This is a genomic window from Alkalihalobacillus sp. FSL W8-0930 (genome assembly GCA_037965595.1).
GTDB lineage: Bacteria > Bacillota > Bacilli > Bacillales > Bacillaceae_D > Alkalicoccobacillus.
In genome coordinates, this window is the sequence record CP150183.1 from 68,878 (window position 1) to 84,932 (window position 16,055).

Sequence of the window (16,055 nt, forward strand, 5' to 3'; positions counted from 1 at the left end):
GATCCATGGATAACCTATCCAAGGTGATCGGCTTCTTTTGTTTTAACCGGAATCAGGATACAATAAAGAACAGAAGATAAGAGAGCGGAGAATGGATATGAAGATAAAAGAAGTCATTGTTGTTGAAGGTAGAGATGATACAACGGCTATTCAACGAGCCGTAGATGCCGATACAATTGAAACAAACGGCTCAGCTATTGGTGAATCGGTCCTCGCTCGAATTGCGCTTGCTAAGGAAAGACGCGGCGTCATTATTTTAACGGATCCTGATTATCCTGGTGAACGCATTCGTCGCATTGTCAGCGACCGCGTGCCAGGCTGCAAGCATGCATTTCTCCCTAAGCATGCGGCCATTTCAAAGAACGGTGATGACTTGGGAGTGGAAAATGCTACGCCTGATGCGATTCGGGCTGCACTGACCTCCGTTCAGGAGATTGCTGAGGAAGCTCCGGCTCATATTCTTTGGGAAGACTTGCACGCCGCAGGTCTAGTAGCTGGTGCGCACGCTAAACAAAGGCGGGAGCGCTTAGGTGAAGAGCTGTCTATCGGGTATGCGAATGGTAAACAGCTACTCAAGCGACTACATATGTTTCAAATTAAACCTGAGGAATTCAGGGAAGCGTTGATTTCAGTTCTTAAGGAGGAACAACAGCATGACTAAAGATATAGCAACCCCACTACGTACGAAAGAGATCCTTCAAAAGCATGGATTTCAGTTAAAAAAGAGCTTAGGCCAGAACTTTCTGATTGATACAAACATCCTTACAAATATTGTAGAGGCTGCAGAAATAGATGATGAAACAGGGGTCATTGAAGTTGGTCCAGGGATTGGTGCACTGACAGAGTACCTAGCCAGAAAAGCGAAGAAGGTCGTATCTATTGAAATTGATCAACGTCTCATACCGGTTCTAGCTGATACTCTATCCCCATACCCAAATGCAGAGGTTGTGCATTCAGACGTATTAAAGGCTGATCTTGATCAGCTCATAAAGGATAAATTCTCTGATGTAAAACAAGTAAAGGTTGTCGCAAACTTACCTTATTATGTGACCACTCCAATTCTCATGCGCTTTTTAGAAGGTAAAGTGGATGTGACAAGCATCACAATTATGATTCAATCTGAAGTTGCCCACCGTATTGCTGCTGAGCCGGGAACGAAGGAATACGGCGCACTCTCCATTGCAGCGCAGTACTATGCAGAAGCAGAGCGTGTCATGACTGTGCCTGCAAGTGTATTTGTTCCACCACCTCGCGTGGATTCTGCAGTGCTTCATTTACGTGTGCGAAACGAGCCTGCTGCTAAGGTGATTGATGAACGTTATTTCTTTGAAGTGTTTCATGCAAGCTTTGCCAACCGTCGGAAGACCATCTTAAACAACCTGGTGCATAATCTCGGTCCGAAAGAGCGTAAGGCCGATATTGAAGAGGCGCTGGCTGAAGCAGCAATCGATCCAAAACGACGTGGAGAGACTCTGTCCATTCAGGAATTCGCTACATTAAGTGACGCACTGTATTCTCGTTTAAAAGCATAATAGTGCACCGTTTTCTCCTATGAATCATAGGCTGAACAGGAGGGGGCGGAACGATGAAGTATGTGGTGGGCGATAGCGTAACCAGAAACTCGTACCAAAATGACATGCTGTTTCGTATAGTTGAGTTAACAGACAAAACAGCTATGCTTGCAGGAGAAGAAATGAGACTTCTGGCAGATGCTCCATTAGATGATCTGTTACCAGTTTCTGATATAGATAAGCGAAAAAGACGTGAGCTTGGTAAGCAAAAAGAAGATGTTTCCTACCGACTTTTCCGGCAGGATGCGAAGTTAATGAAGAAACGGAATGAATATGCTGCAACATCCGGTTACGAATCAGACGCCTCTTTCTTTGAGTTGCGGGGGAGAGTTCTTCATTTAGATGGAGATGCCTTTTACTTGCAGCGGTGTACCGAGCTGTATGAACGATTTGGCGTACCTGTATATGGCGTTCATCTTGATGAGAAGAAGATGCCAGATCAAATTGGTTCCTTGCTTGAAATGGTTCAGCCAGACATTGTTGTGATTACAGGACATGATGCCTACCTAAATGATCGTGGGAACCGTGATGATCTGCGCGCTTATCGACATACAAAGTATTTTGCTGAATGTGTGCGGATTGCACGTAAGTATTGTGCGAATCGAGATCAATTAATTATCTTCGCTGGTGCGTGTCAATCTCATTTTGAGACGTTAATTAAGGCTGGAGCAAATTTTGCAAGCTCCCCGGACCGGGTGAACATCCATGCACTAGACCCTGTATATATTGCCTCAAAGGTAAGCCAAACCTCTTACTTAGACGCGGTTAAGCTGTGGGAAGTCTTACGTAACACCATTACGGGCGAAAAAGGTCTGGGAGGCATTGAAACAAAGGGTATTATGCGACTAGGGATGCCACTCAAAAACCCTGAATCCTAGCAAAACACCTCGACTACATTAGCGTAACTGATGTAGTCGAGGTGTTTTTTAATTTTTATACATATCATTCGACAAAAGGAGCATGCTATACATAACTAATAGTTGGAAGATTCTTTTTTTGTGCAAAAACGTTGACATGCTTTAGATAGGATTGTTATAATTAAAAATTTATTTGACGAATTGTGACGAATGTGTTATGATGAGCAAATAGTGAGGTGGGTGTCAGGATGGCAAAAACATTGATTGATATCAAGCGAACACTGGATGCAAACGTAGGGAAGAGAATTACGATTAAAGCAAATGGCGGTCGTCGTAAAACCATGGAACGTTCGGGATTATTAGAAGAAACGTATCCATCGGTATTTATTGTTAAGCTCGACGAAGAGAATGCGTTTGAACGAGTATCCTACAGCTATGCAGATGTATTAACTCAAACAGTTGAACTGCTTTTGACCGAGTCAGAAGAAGGAGACAACGAGGTAGCACTTAACGCCTAACAACAGGATAAGACCTAATAACGTGACTTTCTGTAAGATACAGGAAGTCATATTTTTTTGTTTATTAAGCAACCTAATACTGTTGTCGAACACAATACGTTTTGGGGAGATGTTCCGGATGAGTAGAAGACGCGGAGTCATGTCTGAACGATTGAAAGTAGAACTGGCAAAAGAGCTTGGTTTTTACGATACAGTTGAAAAAGAAGGCTGGGGCGGCATCCGTGCCATTGATGCAGGAAATATGGTGAAGAGAGCCATTGAGATTGCAGAAAATCAATTGGCTAACGAGCATAACTCTAAGTAATACATTTCGACAACGACCTAAGGCGGTCTCACATGATGTGGGACTGCTTTTTTTATAGATGTTTAAAGAAGAGAAAGTCGGGGAATAATAAATCTAACAAACAATTACTAGATTAGGAGGTTAGGTCAATGAGTTTAAAGGAATACATTGAGTCCATTAATGAAATGCTCGAGGAAGCCAAGGAACAAGGCCAAGTGAACGCTAGTGAAAGCTCTAAGTAATCGTTTAGACTTATTACTTAACCAATCAAATGTGTCACGTGCATTCTAGAACCTCTACATTTGTTGAGGTTTTTTATTTTGCGCGAAAAAGCAAAATGGAATGATGGTGGTATGTTCAGGGAACTAGTGATAAAATAGCGTAAGCATATCTATAGAAGGTGAAGACGTGAAATGTTCAGTAAAAGCACCGGCAAAAATCAACCTCTCTCTTGATGTATTAGGAAAACGAGCAGACGGTTATCATGAAGTTGAAATGATTATGACAACGGTTGATTTAGCGGATCGGATTGATTTAACAGAAACGACGGACAGACGAATTACTGTTGAGGTTTCAGAAGGCTTTGTTCCAAGCGACCATCGCAATTTAGCATGGCAGGCTGGAGATTTGCTCCAAAAACGATACAAAGTGAACAAGGGTGCTCATATCTACATTACTAAGCGAATTCCTGTTGCGGCTGGGCTAGCAGGGGGAAGTAGTGATGCAGCTGCTACACTGCGTGGTTTAAACGAACTATGGGATCTCGGACTCTCTCTTGATGAATTAGCCAAGCTTGGTGGAGAAATCGGTTCAGACGTTCCTTTTTGTGTGTACGGAGGAACAGCCATTGCATCAGGTAGAGGAGAAATCATTCGACACATTGATGCACCTCCTCCATTTTGGGTTATTTTGGCGAAGCCTCCTACAGGTGTATCTACAGCAGATATTTATCGAGGCTTGAAGTTAGATGATGTAGAGCATCCGGATACAAGAGGTATGGAAGCGGCCATTCGGAATCAGGACTTTGATCAAATTTGCGGTTTACTACACAATGTTCTTGAATCGGTTACGCTAGACCTATACCCTGAGGTCCAAAACATTAAGAAGCAAATGCAAAAGTTTGGTGCTGATGGCGTCTTAATGAGTGGAAGTGGACCGACTGTTTTTGGTTTAGTTAGTAAGGAATCACGATTAAATCGAATATATAATGGATTAAGAGGATTTTGTGACGATGTCCACGCCGTTCGATTAATTCGTTCCAGTAATACTTGCTTAAAACCGTACAAAGATGATATGTTATAAACAATTATTCGGTTTTTGGCGGAGGTATTATGAAAAAACTTAAACGAAGTGGTCGCCTTGTAGATATGACTTACTACTTACTACAGCACCCCCATGAGGTCATTTCTCTCTCTCACTTCTCAGAACGTTATCATTCGGCAAAGTCTTCCATTAGTGAAGACCTGGTGATTGTAAAGGAAATCTTTGAAGAAGAAGGGTACGGATCTTTACTTACGATTCCTGGGGCTAGTGGTGGCGTAACATTCATTCCTAAAATGAATAAGCAAGACACAATGGAGCTCGTGGACAAGCTAATGGAACAGCTGTCAGATCCAGAGCGTATCCTCCCGGGTGGCTACCTTTATATGATGGATTTACTTGGGAATCCACGACTCATGCATGAGGTTGGCCGGTTGTTTGCATCTGTTCTTTCAGATAAACAAATTGATGCGGTATTAACGGTTGCAACAAAAGGAATACCGCTTGCATATGCAGTTGGTCATTATTTAGATGTACCTGTACGGATTGTTCGCCGTGATCTTAGAGTCATGGAAGGCTCAATGGTAAGTATCAACTATGTCTCAGGCTCATCAAAGCGTGTGCAAACAATGACACTAGCTAGACGCAGCCTCGAACCAGGTGCAAGAGTCTTCGTGATTGATGATTTCATGAAAGCGGGCGGTACACTTAAAGGAATGGTCGATTTATTAGCGGAATTTGAGGCAGACCTTGTTGCGGTTGGCGTGTTAACTGAAACGGTAGGCGTTGAAGAACGACTCATCGACGATTATATTTCCATCACCCGTCTGAATGAAATGAACCTGCGAGACCGGACGATTACCATTGAACCCGGTAATGTCTTAGACAAAATAGACAATGAAACAGAATCATAAGGAGGAGAATAAAATGAAAACCGTTTACACAAGTCTTGCTCCAGAAGCAATTGGCCCTTACTCTCAAGGAGTGGTCGTAAACAATTTGTTTTACAGCTCAGGACAGATCCCTCTTAAGCCAAATGGCGAGCTATTAGAAGGGGATGTCCAGGAACAAACACACCAGGTGTTTGCTAACCTGAAGGCAGTTCTTGCTGAAGCAGGTTCATCCTTAGATTCTGTTGTGAAGGCAACAGTGTTCATTAAGAATATGGATGAATTTCCTCTTATTAATGAAGTGTATGGTTCATACTTTGACACACACAAGCCTGCCCGCTCTTGCGTAGAAGTGGCACGGTTACCGAAGGATGTACTGGTCGAGATTGAAGTCATTGCATTAGTGAAATAGTTTGTCGTGCCAGAGTGAACAACGATGTTCACTCTGTTTTTTTTTTTGTACGTACCACTGAAGTCACTACAACAACCTTTAATCCACTTGTTCAGCCATTCTACATATCATTCGACTAATTTCGTGGTAAAAATGGATATTTTAAACGTATTTTTTTATTTTTTTCATTTTTGATGCAGGAAAACGCATTCTTACAGCGAAATGTTTGGGTAGTAAGAAAGTATATAACGGAGGGATGGCTACATGGAAATCACAGATGTCAGACTACGACGCGTACAGACGGATGGACGTATGCGAGCGATTGCTTCAATAACGATGGATTTTGAATTTGTTGTACACGATATTCGAGTTATTGATGGGAACAACGGTTTGTTTGTAGCTATGCCTAGTAAACGAACGCCTGAAGGTGAATTTAGAGACATTGCGCATCCAATATCTTCAAAAACACGTGATAAAATTCAGGATGCCGTCCTGAAGGAATTTGAACGAGCTGGAGCAGCTGAGGAAGTCTCTTATGAAGAGGCCGGTGCCTCTTAATTCAGGAATGTGAGCTACTGCATTTTTTGCAGTGGCTCTTTTTGTTGTAAAACCTTGAAGAACTAGGAGAGTAACAATATATCCCTGTTGAAATAGGTCGATCTTTCCTTGAAAAGACCTGATATTTAGGATATATTCGTAAGGGATATAGAAGATGGGGAGGAAGCTATGACGAATCGTTATGCGGTGATTTTAGCAGCGGGTCAAGGAACGCGAATGAAATCAAAGCTTTATAAAGTACTTCACCCAGTTTGTGGGAAACCTATGGTGCAGCACGTATCAGACGCGCTTAATCAAGTAGGGTTCGATGAAACGGTGATTGTAGTGGGCCATGGTGCAGATTCAGTGAAAGCACAGCTTGGGGAAGATTTTCATTATGTATTGCAAGCAGAGCAATTGGGAACCGGCCATGCCGTTTTGCAAGCAGATGAATTACTAAAGGACAAAAAAGGAATCACAGTTGTATTAGCTGGGGATACACCATTACTTACAGGTGAAACCATTGATGCGCTAATTAAGGAGCATCAAGCGAAACAGGCTAAGATTACAGTACTTACAGCCCTTGCTGAGGATCCAACAGGTTACGGCAGGGTCATTCGTGGTGCAAACGGACTCGTTGAACGAGTGGTTGAACATAAAGATGCAAATGCTGAAGAACAAAAGGTACGTGAAATTAATACGAGCACGTACTGCTTTGATAATGAGCTTCTGTTCCAAGCACTAAAACAGGTTGGAAATCAAAACGCGCAAGGGGAATATTATTTACCCGATGTGATTGAAATTCTGCAAAAGCAAGGAGAAGTGATTGCGGCTTATCAATCTCCTACGTTCTCTGAAACATTTGGAGTAAATGATCGTGTCGCTTTATCTGAGGCAGAATCAATTATGAAGAATCGTATTAATGAACGCTGGATGAGAGCTGGAGTGACCATTATTGACCCCGCACAAACATACATTTCATCTGAGGCAACAATCGGTCAAGATACTGTGATTTATCCAGGTGCATCCATTCAAGGAGCAAGTGTTATTGGTTCTGAATGTGTGATTGGGGCAAACAGTGAAATTAAAGACAGTGTGATCGCTGACTTTGTTGAGGTAAAACAATCCGTTATCCATGATAGTAAGGTAGAATCTCGTGTAACCATTGGACCTTTTGCTCATATTAGACCAGGATCTGCGCTTGGAGAAGACGTGAGAATTGGAAACTTTGTTGAAGTGAAGAAATCTTCACTTGCAAGAGGATCAAAGGCTGCTCACTTAAGTTATGTAGGCGATGCAGAGGTTGGTCAGAACGTGAATCTTGGCTGTGGTACAATAACAGTTAACTATGATGGAGTAAACAAACATCAAACAACCATTGCCGATGGTGCATTTATAGGCAGTAACTCGAATCTTGTTGCACCAGTACACATTGGTGAGAATGCACTTGTTGCAGCTGGTTCAACGATTACAGAAGATGTTCCACACCAGGCATTATCGATAGCTAGAGCAAGACAGGTTAATAAAGAAAATTATAAGAAATCAAATTGATTCAACAAAAGTGTGGAGGGTACAACAAAATGGCGAAGTATGGCGATCCAAGCTTAAAGGTGTTTACACTTAATTCAAACAAAGATCTTGCCCAGGAAATAACAGAGAATATCGGTGTTACACTCGGAAAAAATTCCGTTATGCGTTTTAGCGATGGAGAAGTTCAAATTAATATTGAAGAAAGCATTCGTGGGTGTGACATTTACCTGATTCAATCAACATCAGCTCCTGCAAATGAACATATTATGGAGCTATTAATTATGATTGATGCTCTTAAACGAGCTTCTGCTAAAACAATTAATATTGTTCTTCCGTATTACGGGTATGGACGTCAAGATCGTAAAGCGCGTGCACGTGAGCCGATTACAGCGAAATTAGTTGCAAATTTACTTGAAACAGCTGGCGCTACTCGTGTGCTAACTGTAGATTTACACGCAACTCAAATTCAAGGTTTCTTTGATATTCCGGTTGATCAGCTGATGGGTGTACCAATCTTGTCTGATTATTTTAGTGACAAGCAGCTTGATGATATTGTCATTGTATCTCCAGACCACGGTGGAGTTGTACGTGCTAGAAAAATGGCAGATCGCTTAAAAGCACCAATTGCAATCATCGACAAGAGACGACCAAAGCCGAACGTGTCTGAGGTTATGAACATTGTTGGTAACATTGAAGGAAAAACATGTATCATTATCGATGATATTATTGATACAGCTGGAACGATCACACTAGCAGCTAATGCGCTTGTTGAATATGGTGCGAAGGAAGTTTATGCGTGCTGTACACACCCTGTACTATCAGGACCTGCGATTGAGAGAATTCGCAACTCGAAAATTAAAGAGCTTGTTGTGACAAACACAATTGCCTTAAAAGAAGAGCAGCAAATTGAGAAAATTACATCGTTATCAGTTGCTCCATTACTTGCAGAAGCGATCATTCGTGTTCATGAAAATTCTTCTGTTAGTACTTTATTTGATTGATTCCAAACTAAAAAGTATTCGGTTTTTTTGTGATGTCGGTTTGAAACATCCTGTTTAGGGGAACACATACAATAGAGTGTTAATCTAATCAGAGGTGATAAGGATGACAGTTTTAAAAGCAGAAAAACGTACAGACATGAGAGGATCAGGCACTAGAAAAGTCCGTAATGCAGGATTTGTACCTGCCGTATTATACGGAAATAAAACAGAAGCTACACCTGTATCAGTAGAAAGTGTAGATTTCTTAAAAACAATGCGTGAAGTTGGCCGTAATGGGCTATTCTCTCTTGAAGTAAGTAATGGGAAAAAGCATCAGGTGATGGTGCAGGAAGTTCAAACAGATCCATTAAAGGATACTTTCGTTCACATCGACTTCTTTGAAGTAGATATGAAGTCTGAAATAGATGTTGAGGTTCCTGTTCGTGTTGAAGGTGAAGCTGCGGGAGTGAAGGAAGGCGGAGTTCTTGCACAAGTGAAGCACGAAATCAGTGTAAGATGTCTTCCAGGCGATATTCCTGAAGAGGTTGTTGTAGATGTATCTGAACTAGGTATTGGCGATGGATTAACGGTTGCTGATGTGAAGGGTTCTCTTTCAGTTGAAGTAACAAGTGAAGATGAAGAAGCCATTGTAACGGTACAGCCACCAACCATTGAACCAGATCCAGACGAAGAACCAGAAGAAGATGTTTCTCCAGATCAGGTGGAGGCAACAGAAGAACGTAAGGATGAAAATAAAGACGGTCGAGTCGAATAATTTTATCTCCCTAAAAGGTATAGCCGTTGCGGTTATACCTTTTTCGGGAGTATGATTAGCGGGAGTTGGATTGGTATGAAACTAGTAGTAGGACTTGGAAATCCAGGGGCTAAGTACGCAGGAACACGGCATAACATAGGGTTTGATATTCTTGATCATACGGCAGATGACTTAGGGTTTTCTTTTGATCAATCTAAATTTAAAGGGGTTTATGGTACATATCTTCATAAAGGAGAAAAGATTCTTTTCTTAAAACCGCTCACATATATGAATTTATCAGGTGAGTCTGTTGCACCATTAATGAAGTATTTTCAAATTCCGCTTGAAGATGTAGTTGTCGTGTATGATGACCTTGACCTGCCTGCAGGGAAAATTCGTCTGCGCCAAAAAGGCAGTGCAGGGGGACATAACGGGATCAAATCTCTCATTTCCCACTTAGGAACAAATGAATTCAATCGTATTCGAGTAGGGATCGATCGCCCGCAACCAGGAACACAGGTTGTTCACTATGTACTTGGTGGATATCGTCCGGAAGAAAAAGAAGCCATTCAAGATTCGATTGTTCAATCGTCAAAAGCGATCGAAGCTTGGTTTGATAAACCATTTCTTGAAGTAATGAATGCTTTTAACTAACCACTCTGTATAGCAATTCACCCCTCTGCTTATACTACAACGTAGAATACGCACAAAAGAGGTGGACAAGTTGGCTATACATTATACGTGCAAACACTGCGAATCAGATATGGGATCTCTGTCACAGACAGTTGAAACGAGTGATTTAGGGATTGATGCGTTAGATCAGAGTCACCGTGAGGAAGTATTGACATATGACGATAACGGTGATATACATGTGAGAGCAATATGTGAGCACTGTCATGAGGCGCTTTCGCGTAATCCAGCGCTTTATGAATTAGATTCATTTATCCAGTAATGCAAGTCGATTTATATACATGAAGCTTTGGCTCACTATGCCAAAGCGTTTTTCTATTCAAACTACCTGTCTGTTGTCATAAGTAGGGTGCAATCTGAGTAGCATAAATAAATAGAAGTATGTACGACCGATTATATAGGTTTTTTTACGAAACAGGGGGATCCACGATGTTAGGATTGCAATCATATTTTAGTCAAAGTCAGGAGCTTAAGACCGTACTCGAAAGCTTAGAAGCATCAATGAGTGAGCAGCTGATCTCTGGTTTGAGTGGTTCATCAAGAACCTTGGCCATGGCTTCTTTGTATCGAGAAACAAAAAGAAGTCAACTGGTCATCACACATAACCTATTTCAAGCTCAAAAGATTCATGAAGACCTGGTAGACCTTTTGGGAGAAGAGCAGGTCTATTTATACCCAGTGAATGAACTGATTTCTGCTGAAATTGCCGTCGCAAGTCCCGAGATGAAAGCGCAGCGCCTTGACCTGTTGAATAAACTGGCTGAAGGCTTTTCTGGCGTGGTTATTGCTCCTTTAGCTGGAGTACGCAGAATGCTTACGCCAAAATCGGTTTGGCAGGACAGCTTCTATTCCTTTGAACTTGGGTCTGACATTGGATCCATTGAACAAATGTTAAGCAAGCTGATTAAAATGGGTTATCGTAGAGTGGATATGGTATCTGCACCAGGTGAGATGAGTGTTCGTGGTGGAATTGTTGATTTGTATCCGCTAACAGAATCCAACCCTGTTCGCATAGAATTATTTGATACAGATATTGATTCCATCCGTACATTTTCATTAGATACTCAGCGTTCAATTGAGAATGTAGAGAATCTAAAGGTTGGTCCTGCAACAGAGATTATTTTATCAGATCAACACTTTTCACAGGCAGCCAGCCGATTAGAAGAGAAGCTTGCCATCACGCTCAAGAAAGTTTCAGCAAAAACAACAAGAGCTCAGCTTGATGAAAAAATTACAGCTGATATAGATAAACTTAAACAGCGGACTAGCTTTGAAGGTATGTACAAGTATATGTCTCTGTACTTTGATCAGCCAGAAACTCTTTTAGATTATATGCCTGAGGACACGATGTGTATCGTGGATGAATTAACCAGAGTAAAGGAAATGGCCGATAACCTGCAAAAGGAAGAGGCGAACTGGAGTCTTTCACTAATTGAAAATGGAGACCTGGTACACGATGTGCAAATGTCGATTGATGTACTACCGTCGATTCAGAAATCTCCGTACCCAGTTGTTTATCTTTCCTTATTCTTAAAACATGTTCCATCTACCTCTCCTCAAAACGTGGTTAGTATTTCGTGCAAATCAATGCAAAACTTTCATGGGCAAATGCAGCTTCTTGAATCTGAAGTCAAGCGTTGGCAGAAGGCAGGTAATGCGATTCTTTTTGTCGCAGGGACAAAGGATCGGGCTGATCGCTTATCGCTGAATTTAGAAGAAGAGGGTATTGATGTTCATGTTGTAGACCGTGATACGGAGCTAACAGCAGGAAAGATTCACATTATCCAAGGACAGCTGCACTCTGGATTTGAATTACCTTCACAGAAGCTAGTCGTTCTTACAGAGGAAGAAGTCTTTGCTAAGCAGACTAAACGTACAACAAAACGGAATCAGAAGCTTTCCAATGCAGAACGAATTAAAAGCTATTCTGAACTGAAGGTAGGCGATCTTGTTGTTCATACAAATCACGGGATCGGAAAATATTTAGGAATTGAAACTCTTGAGATTAATGGTCTTCATAAGGATTATCTGCATCTGCGTTATGCAGCTGACGATAAGCTGTATGTTCCGGTTGATCAGATCGATCAGGTTCAGAAATATGTTGGATCTGAAGAGAAGGATCCAAAGATTTACGCATTAGGCGGAAGCGATTGGAAAAAGGTTAAACGGAAGGTACAATCTTCTGTTGAAGATATTGCAGATGACCTAATTAAGCTATACGCAGAACGAGAAGCAAGCAAAGGACATGCTTTTAGTCAGGATGGACATGAGCAACGTGAGTTCGAAACGTCCTTCCAGTACTCTGAGACAGAGGATCAGCTGCGTGCAACAGAAGAGATTAAGAAAGATATGGAGCGCATCCGTCCTATGGATCGTCTGTTATGTGGAGATGTTGGTTACGGGAAAACAGAAGTGGCGATTCGAGCTGCGTTCAAAGCAATCATGGATGGCAAGCAGGTGGCTATTCTTGTCCCGACAACAATTCTTGCTCAACAGCATTATGAAACTATTGTAGAGCGTTTCTCTGATTTCCCAATTAATATTGGAGTCTTAAGTCGTTTCCGCTCGCGCAAAGAGCAAACGGAAACGTTAAAAGGAGTCAAAGCAGGCTCCGTTGATCTCGTTGTGGGCACACATCGTCTCTTGTCTAAAGATGTGGTCTTCAAGGATCTTGCTCTACTCATTGTCGATGAAGAACAACGATTTGGTGTAACGCATAAAGAAAAGATTAAGCATCTGAAAGCGAATATTGATGTTCTCACACTAACTGCAACACCGATTCCTCGTACATTACATATGTCGATGCTGGGTGTACGCGACCTTTCTGTTATTGAAACACCACCAGAAAATCGTTTTCCTGTACAAACGTATGTGGTTGAGTTTAATGAATCGCTTGTCAGAGAAGCGATTGAACGTGAGATGGCCCGTGGAGGTCAGGTTTATTTCTTATATAACCGAGTCGAGGATATTGAGCGAATGTCTGAACGGATTTCAATGCTTGTTCCAGACGCAAAGGTGAGCTTTGCTCATGGGCAGATGAACGAACGAGAGCTCGAGTCCATTATGCTCGATTTTCTAGAAGGTAACAGTGATGTACTTGTGACCACAACGATCATTGAAACAGGTGTAGATATTCCAAACGTGAATACATTGTTCATATATAATGCGGATAAAATGGGACTATCTCAGCTTTATCAGATTCGTGGACGAGTGGGACGTTCTAACCGCGTCGCGTATGCGTACTTTACATACCAGCGTGATAAGGTGTTAACGGAAGTAGCTGAAAAACGCCTACAGGCTATTAAAGAATTTACCGAGCTTGGCTCTGGCTTTAAAATTGCCATGAGGGATTTAACAATCCGTGGAGCAGGAAATTTACTTGGAGCCCAGCAGCATGGATTTATCGAGTCAGTTGGTTTCGACCTCTACTCTCAAATGCTAAAACAAGCCATTGAAGAACGTAAAGGTGAAACACCTAAGGAGCCTCCGTTCCAGATGGAGATGGATATCAACATAGACGCTTATATTCCTGAATCGTATATTACAGATGCCAAACAAAAGATTGAAATGTATAAACGATTCAAAGCGATTGAACAGCTCCAGGAGCTTCAAGACTTAAAAGATGAAATGTTTGACCGCTTTGGCGAGTACCCAACCGAGGTAAGTGATTTAATTCGTCTAACAGCGATAAAATTAATTGGTGATGCAGAGCGAATTCAAAAAATTTCTGAGAACAAGGATCAGTTAACCATTCTGCTTACAGAAGAAACGTCAGAGCAAATGGATGGCAGTAAGTTGTTTGACGTGGTGAATACGCTTGGACGTGAAGTATCACTTGGTACAGAAGGCAAACAAATTAAAGTGGTCATTAAAACCAGGAAGCTTACGAATGAGCAAGTGCTTGATTTAGTGGAGAAGGCAGTTCAAGCCATTCCACGTTCAAAGAAAAAGAAAAAGTCAAAAACACCCGCTTCCTGACCAATTCGCTGGTTGATCCATCCAAGACACTGAAACAAATTCAAGAATTGGGGAATAGTTCTTATTTCAAGACAAATACTACCTATAACCCGAACTTATAGAAGCAGCCAAAGTGTCCAGGGATTACATCAGCGAAAGTGAGGAAATACAGCATGAAAGCAACTGGAATTGTAAGACGTATTGATGATTTGGGTAGAGTAGTTATTCCTAAAGAGATCAGAAGAACGCTTCGGATCCGTGAAGGGGACCCGCTTGAAATCTTTGTGGATCGTGACGGAGAAGTGATTCTTAAAAAATATTCACCAATCTCTGAGCTTGGTGATTTTGCTAAAGAGTATGCAGAAGCTCTTTATGGAAGCTTAAACCATCATATTTTAATTTCCGATCGCGATACGTTTATCGCTGTTTCAGGTGCACCGAAAAAAGAATTTGCAAATAAAGCAGTGGGCGAAGTCGTGGAGTCTGCGATGGCTAACCGTAAAACGAAGGTTGAGGCAAACCCCGGAGAATACAATCTGGTCAGTGAACATCACGATGATTATAAGGGCTATGTCATTGCTCCAATCATCGCAAATGGAGACCCGATTGGTACGGTTGTTATTTTTAATAAAGAACAAACGCTGAACGGGACGCTTGAGCAAAAAATGGCAGAAACAGCAGCAAGCTTCTTAGCTAGACAAATGGAGTAGAATAGAAAGAACCGTTACCTACAGGAAAAGTAGATAACGGTTCTTTTTGTTAAGAGGATGCGTATGAGTTCATTTCTGATAAGATGGTTTGAATTGCATCTGTTTCATGGGACTCATCCATCCTTTGTATAAAGTCTGTTTCATTCTCTTTTAACCTTGTAAGGTGATCGAGCAATGATTCTTTTGTTACATTTTCCTCTTCAAGAGTCAGACTGTATCCTTTTTTCTCAAATGACTTGGCATTTAAGATTTGATCGCCTCGACTTTGAGACCGTGAAAGTGGAATGATCAGCATCGGTTTCTTTAATGCTAAGAATTCAAAAATTGCATTGGATCCACCACGTGTAATAACATAGCTTGTTGCAGCTAACAGATTAGAGAGCTCGTCGTGTACATATTCAAACTGTTTATAACCAGACTGTTCATTTAAAGAAGGGTCTAGGTGTCCTTTTCCGCATAGATGAACAATTTGAAACTCGGTCAGCAATTCTGGCAACGCCGCTCGAACCGCTTCGTTCACAGCTTTGGCTCCTAAGCTTCCACCCATGATGGTTAAGACGGGCTTACCTGGGCGAAAGCCAAGAAAGTCGAGTCCGTGCTTGGGGTTGCCTTCTAGCAGTTCACGGCGGATAGGTGAGCCAATGGCTGTGGTCTTATCAGCAGGAAAATGAGCGGCAGCTTCTTCAAACGATGTGAAAATCCGAGTAGTAAATCGTTGAGCGATCTTGTTAGCAAGCCCTGGTGTCAAATCACTTTCATGCAGGAAGACAGGAATCTTTAAGCTAGATGCCGCAATGACAACAGGTACTGTAACAAATCCTCCCTTTGAGAAGACAAGATCAGGCTTACGTTTCTTTAGCACTTTACGTGCGTCAAGAATTCCTTTTAGTACGCGAAACGCATCGGTCGCGTTTTTCAGATCAATGTATCTGCGTAGTTTTCCGCTTGAGATTGAATCATATGGAATATTTGTGCGAGCGATAAGTTCTTTTTCAATGCCAGTATGAGAACCAATATAGGAAATGTCCCAAACGCTTGGATCGAGTGAATCCATAATGGCGATATTTGGTGTCACATGTCCGGCAGATCCTCCACCGGTAAAGACGATTTTTTTCATAGATAAAATT

Annotated in this window: 17 protein-coding genes; 16 read left to right on the forward strand and 1 reads right to left on the reverse strand. The window is 41.7% G+C overall.

The genetic code is table 11. The features are described from left to right. The first annotated feature begins 97 nt into the window (after positions 1 to 97). The 16 genes from rnmV to spoVT all read left to right on the forward strand — a co-directional run bounded on the left by rnmV (position 98) and on the right by spoVT (position 14,928). Positions 98 to 661, forward strand: a complete 564-nt coding sequence (gene rnmV / locus NSQ54_00305; protein WYP28466.1) for a ribonuclease M5 — start codon at positions 98 to 100, stop codon at positions 659 to 661. Continuing rightward, on the forward strand, positions 654 to 1,532 hold the full coding sequence (gene rsmA / locus NSQ54_00310) for a 16S rRNA (adenine(1518)-N(6)/adenine(1519)-N(6))-dimethyltransferase RsmA (GenBank protein ID WYP26614.1): 879 nt from the start codon (positions 654 to 656) through the stop codon (positions 1,530 to 1,532). The genes rnmV and rsmA overlap by 8 nt, the downstream gene beginning before the upstream one ends. A 53-nt stretch (positions 1,533 to 1,585) precedes the next feature. Continuing rightward, on the forward strand, positions 1,586 to 2,449 hold the full coding sequence (gene yabG / locus NSQ54_00315) for a sporulation peptidase YabG (protein ID WYP26615.1): 864 nt from the start codon (positions 1,586 to 1,588) through the stop codon (positions 2,447 to 2,449). Between the two features lie 227 nt (positions 2,450 to 2,676). Next, positions 2,677 to 2,946, forward strand: a complete 270-nt coding sequence (locus NSQ54_00320; protein WYP26616.1) for a Veg family protein — start codon at positions 2,677 to 2,679, stop codon at positions 2,944 to 2,946. A 118-nt stretch (positions 2,947 to 3,064) separates the two neighbouring features. Further along, positions 3,065 to 3,250, forward strand: coding sequence for a small, acid-soluble spore protein, alpha/beta type (locus NSQ54_00325; protein WYP26617.1), 186 nt, complete (start codon positions 3,065 to 3,067; stop codon positions 3,248 to 3,250). Between the two features lie 387 nt (positions 3,251 to 3,637). Further along, positions 3,638 to 4,531: a 4-(cytidine 5'-diphospho)-2-C-methyl-D-erythritol kinase gene (gene ispE / locus NSQ54_00330; protein ID WYP26618.1), complete on the forward strand. Its 894-nt coding sequence runs from the start codon at positions 3,638 to 3,640 to the stop codon at positions 4,529 to 4,531. 29 nt (positions 4,532 to 4,560) lie between these two features. Beyond that, complete coding sequence (gene purR / locus NSQ54_00335) at positions 4,561 to 5,403, forward strand: pur operon repressor (protein WYP26619.1); 843 nt, start codon at positions 4,561 to 4,563, stop codon at positions 5,401 to 5,403. Between the two features lie 13 nt (positions 5,404 to 5,416). Continuing rightward, positions 5,417 to 5,791, forward strand: a complete 375-nt coding sequence (locus NSQ54_00340) for a RidA family protein (protein ID WYP26620.1) — start codon at positions 5,417 to 5,419, stop codon at positions 5,789 to 5,791. Positions 5,792 to 6,034: 243 nt separating this feature from the next. Continuing rightward, entirely contained in the window at positions 6,035 to 6,328 is a 294-nt protein-coding gene (gene spoVG / locus NSQ54_00345; protein ID WYP26621.1) for a septation regulator SpoVG, read from the forward strand. 168 nt (positions 6,329 to 6,496) lie between these two features. Next, the gene (gene glmU, locus NSQ54_00350) at positions 6,497 to 7,858 is read left to right on the forward strand and encodes a bifunctional UDP-N-acetylglucosamine diphosphorylase/glucosamine-1-phosphate N-acetyltransferase GlmU (protein WYP26622.1); all 1,362 of its coding nucleotides are present in this window, start codon (positions 6,497 to 6,499) and stop codon (positions 7,856 to 7,858) included. 29 nt (positions 7,859 to 7,887) lie between these two features. Beyond that, entirely contained in the window at positions 7,888 to 8,838 is a 951-nt protein-coding gene (locus NSQ54_00355; protein WYP26623.1) for a ribose-phosphate diphosphokinase, read from the forward strand. Positions 8,839 to 8,941: 103 nt separating this feature from the next. Further along, entirely contained in the window at positions 8,942 to 9,592 is a 651-nt protein-coding gene (locus NSQ54_00360; GenBank protein WYP26624.1) for a 50S ribosomal protein L25/general stress protein Ctc, read from the forward strand. Positions 9,593 to 9,667: 75 nt separating this feature from the next. Then, positions 9,668 to 10,225: an aminoacyl-tRNA hydrolase gene (gene pth, locus NSQ54_00365; GenBank protein ID WYP26625.1), complete on the forward strand. Its 558-nt coding sequence runs from the start codon at positions 9,668 to 9,670 to the stop codon at positions 10,223 to 10,225. A 61-nt stretch (positions 10,226 to 10,286) separates the two neighbouring features. Then, positions 10,287 to 10,523: an anti-sigma-F factor Fin gene (locus NSQ54_00370; protein WYP26626.1), complete on the forward strand. Its 237-nt coding sequence runs from the start codon at positions 10,287 to 10,289 to the stop codon at positions 10,521 to 10,523. Between the two features lie 167 nt (positions 10,524 to 10,690). Then, complete coding sequence (mfd, locus tag NSQ54_00375; GenBank protein ID WYP26627.1) at positions 10,691 to 14,239, forward strand: transcription-repair coupling factor; 3,549 nt, start codon at positions 10,691 to 10,693, stop codon at positions 14,237 to 14,239. 152 nt (positions 14,240 to 14,391) lie between these two features. Beyond that, positions 14,392 to 14,928: a stage V sporulation protein T gene (gene spoVT / locus NSQ54_00380; GenBank protein ID WYP26628.1), complete on the forward strand. Its 537-nt coding sequence runs from the start codon at positions 14,392 to 14,394 to the stop codon at positions 14,926 to 14,928. Between the two features lie 49 nt (positions 14,929 to 14,977). Here the strand turns inward: spoVT and NSQ54_00385 are convergent, their stop codons facing one another. Next, entirely contained in the window at positions 14,978 to 16,045 is a 1,068-nt protein-coding gene (locus NSQ54_00385; GenBank protein WYP26629.1) for an undecaprenyldiphospho-muramoylpentapeptide beta-N-acetylglucosaminyltransferase, read from the reverse strand. Positions 16,046 to 16,055 lie beyond the last annotated feature (10 nt).

Bases quoted from the DNA above. Each gene is read 5' to 3' on its own strand.
- spoVG (WYP26621.1), top strand. From the start codon at position 6,035: ATGGAAATCACAGATGTCAGACTACGACGCGTACAGACGGATGGACGT.
- purR (WYP26619.1), top strand. From the start codon at position 4,561: ATGAAAAAACTTAAACGAAGTGGTCGCCTTGTAGATATGACTTACTAC.
- NSQ54_00340 (WYP26620.1), top strand. From the start codon at position 5,417: ATGAAAACCGTTTACACAAGTCTTGCTCCAGAAGCAATTGGCCCTTAC.
- NSQ54_00325 (WYP26617.1), top strand. From the start codon at position 3,065: ATGAGTAGAAGACGCGGAGTCATGTCTGAACGATTGAAAGTAGAACTG.
- NSQ54_00385 (WYP26629.1), bottom strand. From the start codon at position 16,045: ATGAAAAAAATCGTCTTTACCGGTGGAGGATCTGCCGGACATGTGACA.
- pth (WYP26625.1), top strand. From the start codon at position 9,668: ATGAAACTAGTAGTAGGACTTGGAAATCCAGGGGCTAAGTACGCAGGA.
- rsmA (WYP26614.1), top strand. From the start codon at position 654: ATGACTAAAGATATAGCAACCCCACTACGTACGAAAGAGATCCTTCAA.
- NSQ54_00360 (WYP26624.1), top strand. From the start codon at position 8,942: ATGACAGTTTTAAAAGCAGAAAAACGTACAGACATGAGAGGATCAGGC.
- mfd (WYP26627.1), top strand. From the start codon at position 10,691: ATGTTAGGATTGCAATCATATTTTAGTCAAAGTCAGGAGCTTAAGACC.
- spoVT (WYP26628.1), top strand. From the start codon at position 14,392: ATGAAAGCAACTGGAATTGTAAGACGTATTGATGATTTGGGTAGAGTA.
- yabG (WYP26615.1), top strand. From the start codon at position 1,586: ATGAAGTATGTGGTGGGCGATAGCGTAACCAGAAACTCGTACCAAAAT.
- glmU (WYP26622.1), top strand. From the start codon at position 6,497: ATGACGAATCGTTATGCGGTGATTTTAGCAGCGGGTCAAGGAACGCGA.
- NSQ54_00355 (WYP26623.1), top strand. From the start codon at position 7,888: ATGGCGAAGTATGGCGATCCAAGCTTAAAGGTGTTTACACTTAATTCA.
- NSQ54_00320 (WYP26616.1), top strand. From the start codon at position 2,677: ATGGCAAAAACATTGATTGATATCAAGCGAACACTGGATGCAAACGTA.
- rnmV (WYP28466.1), top strand. From the start codon at position 98: ATGAAGATAAAAGAAGTCATTGTTGTTGAAGGTAGAGATGATACAACG.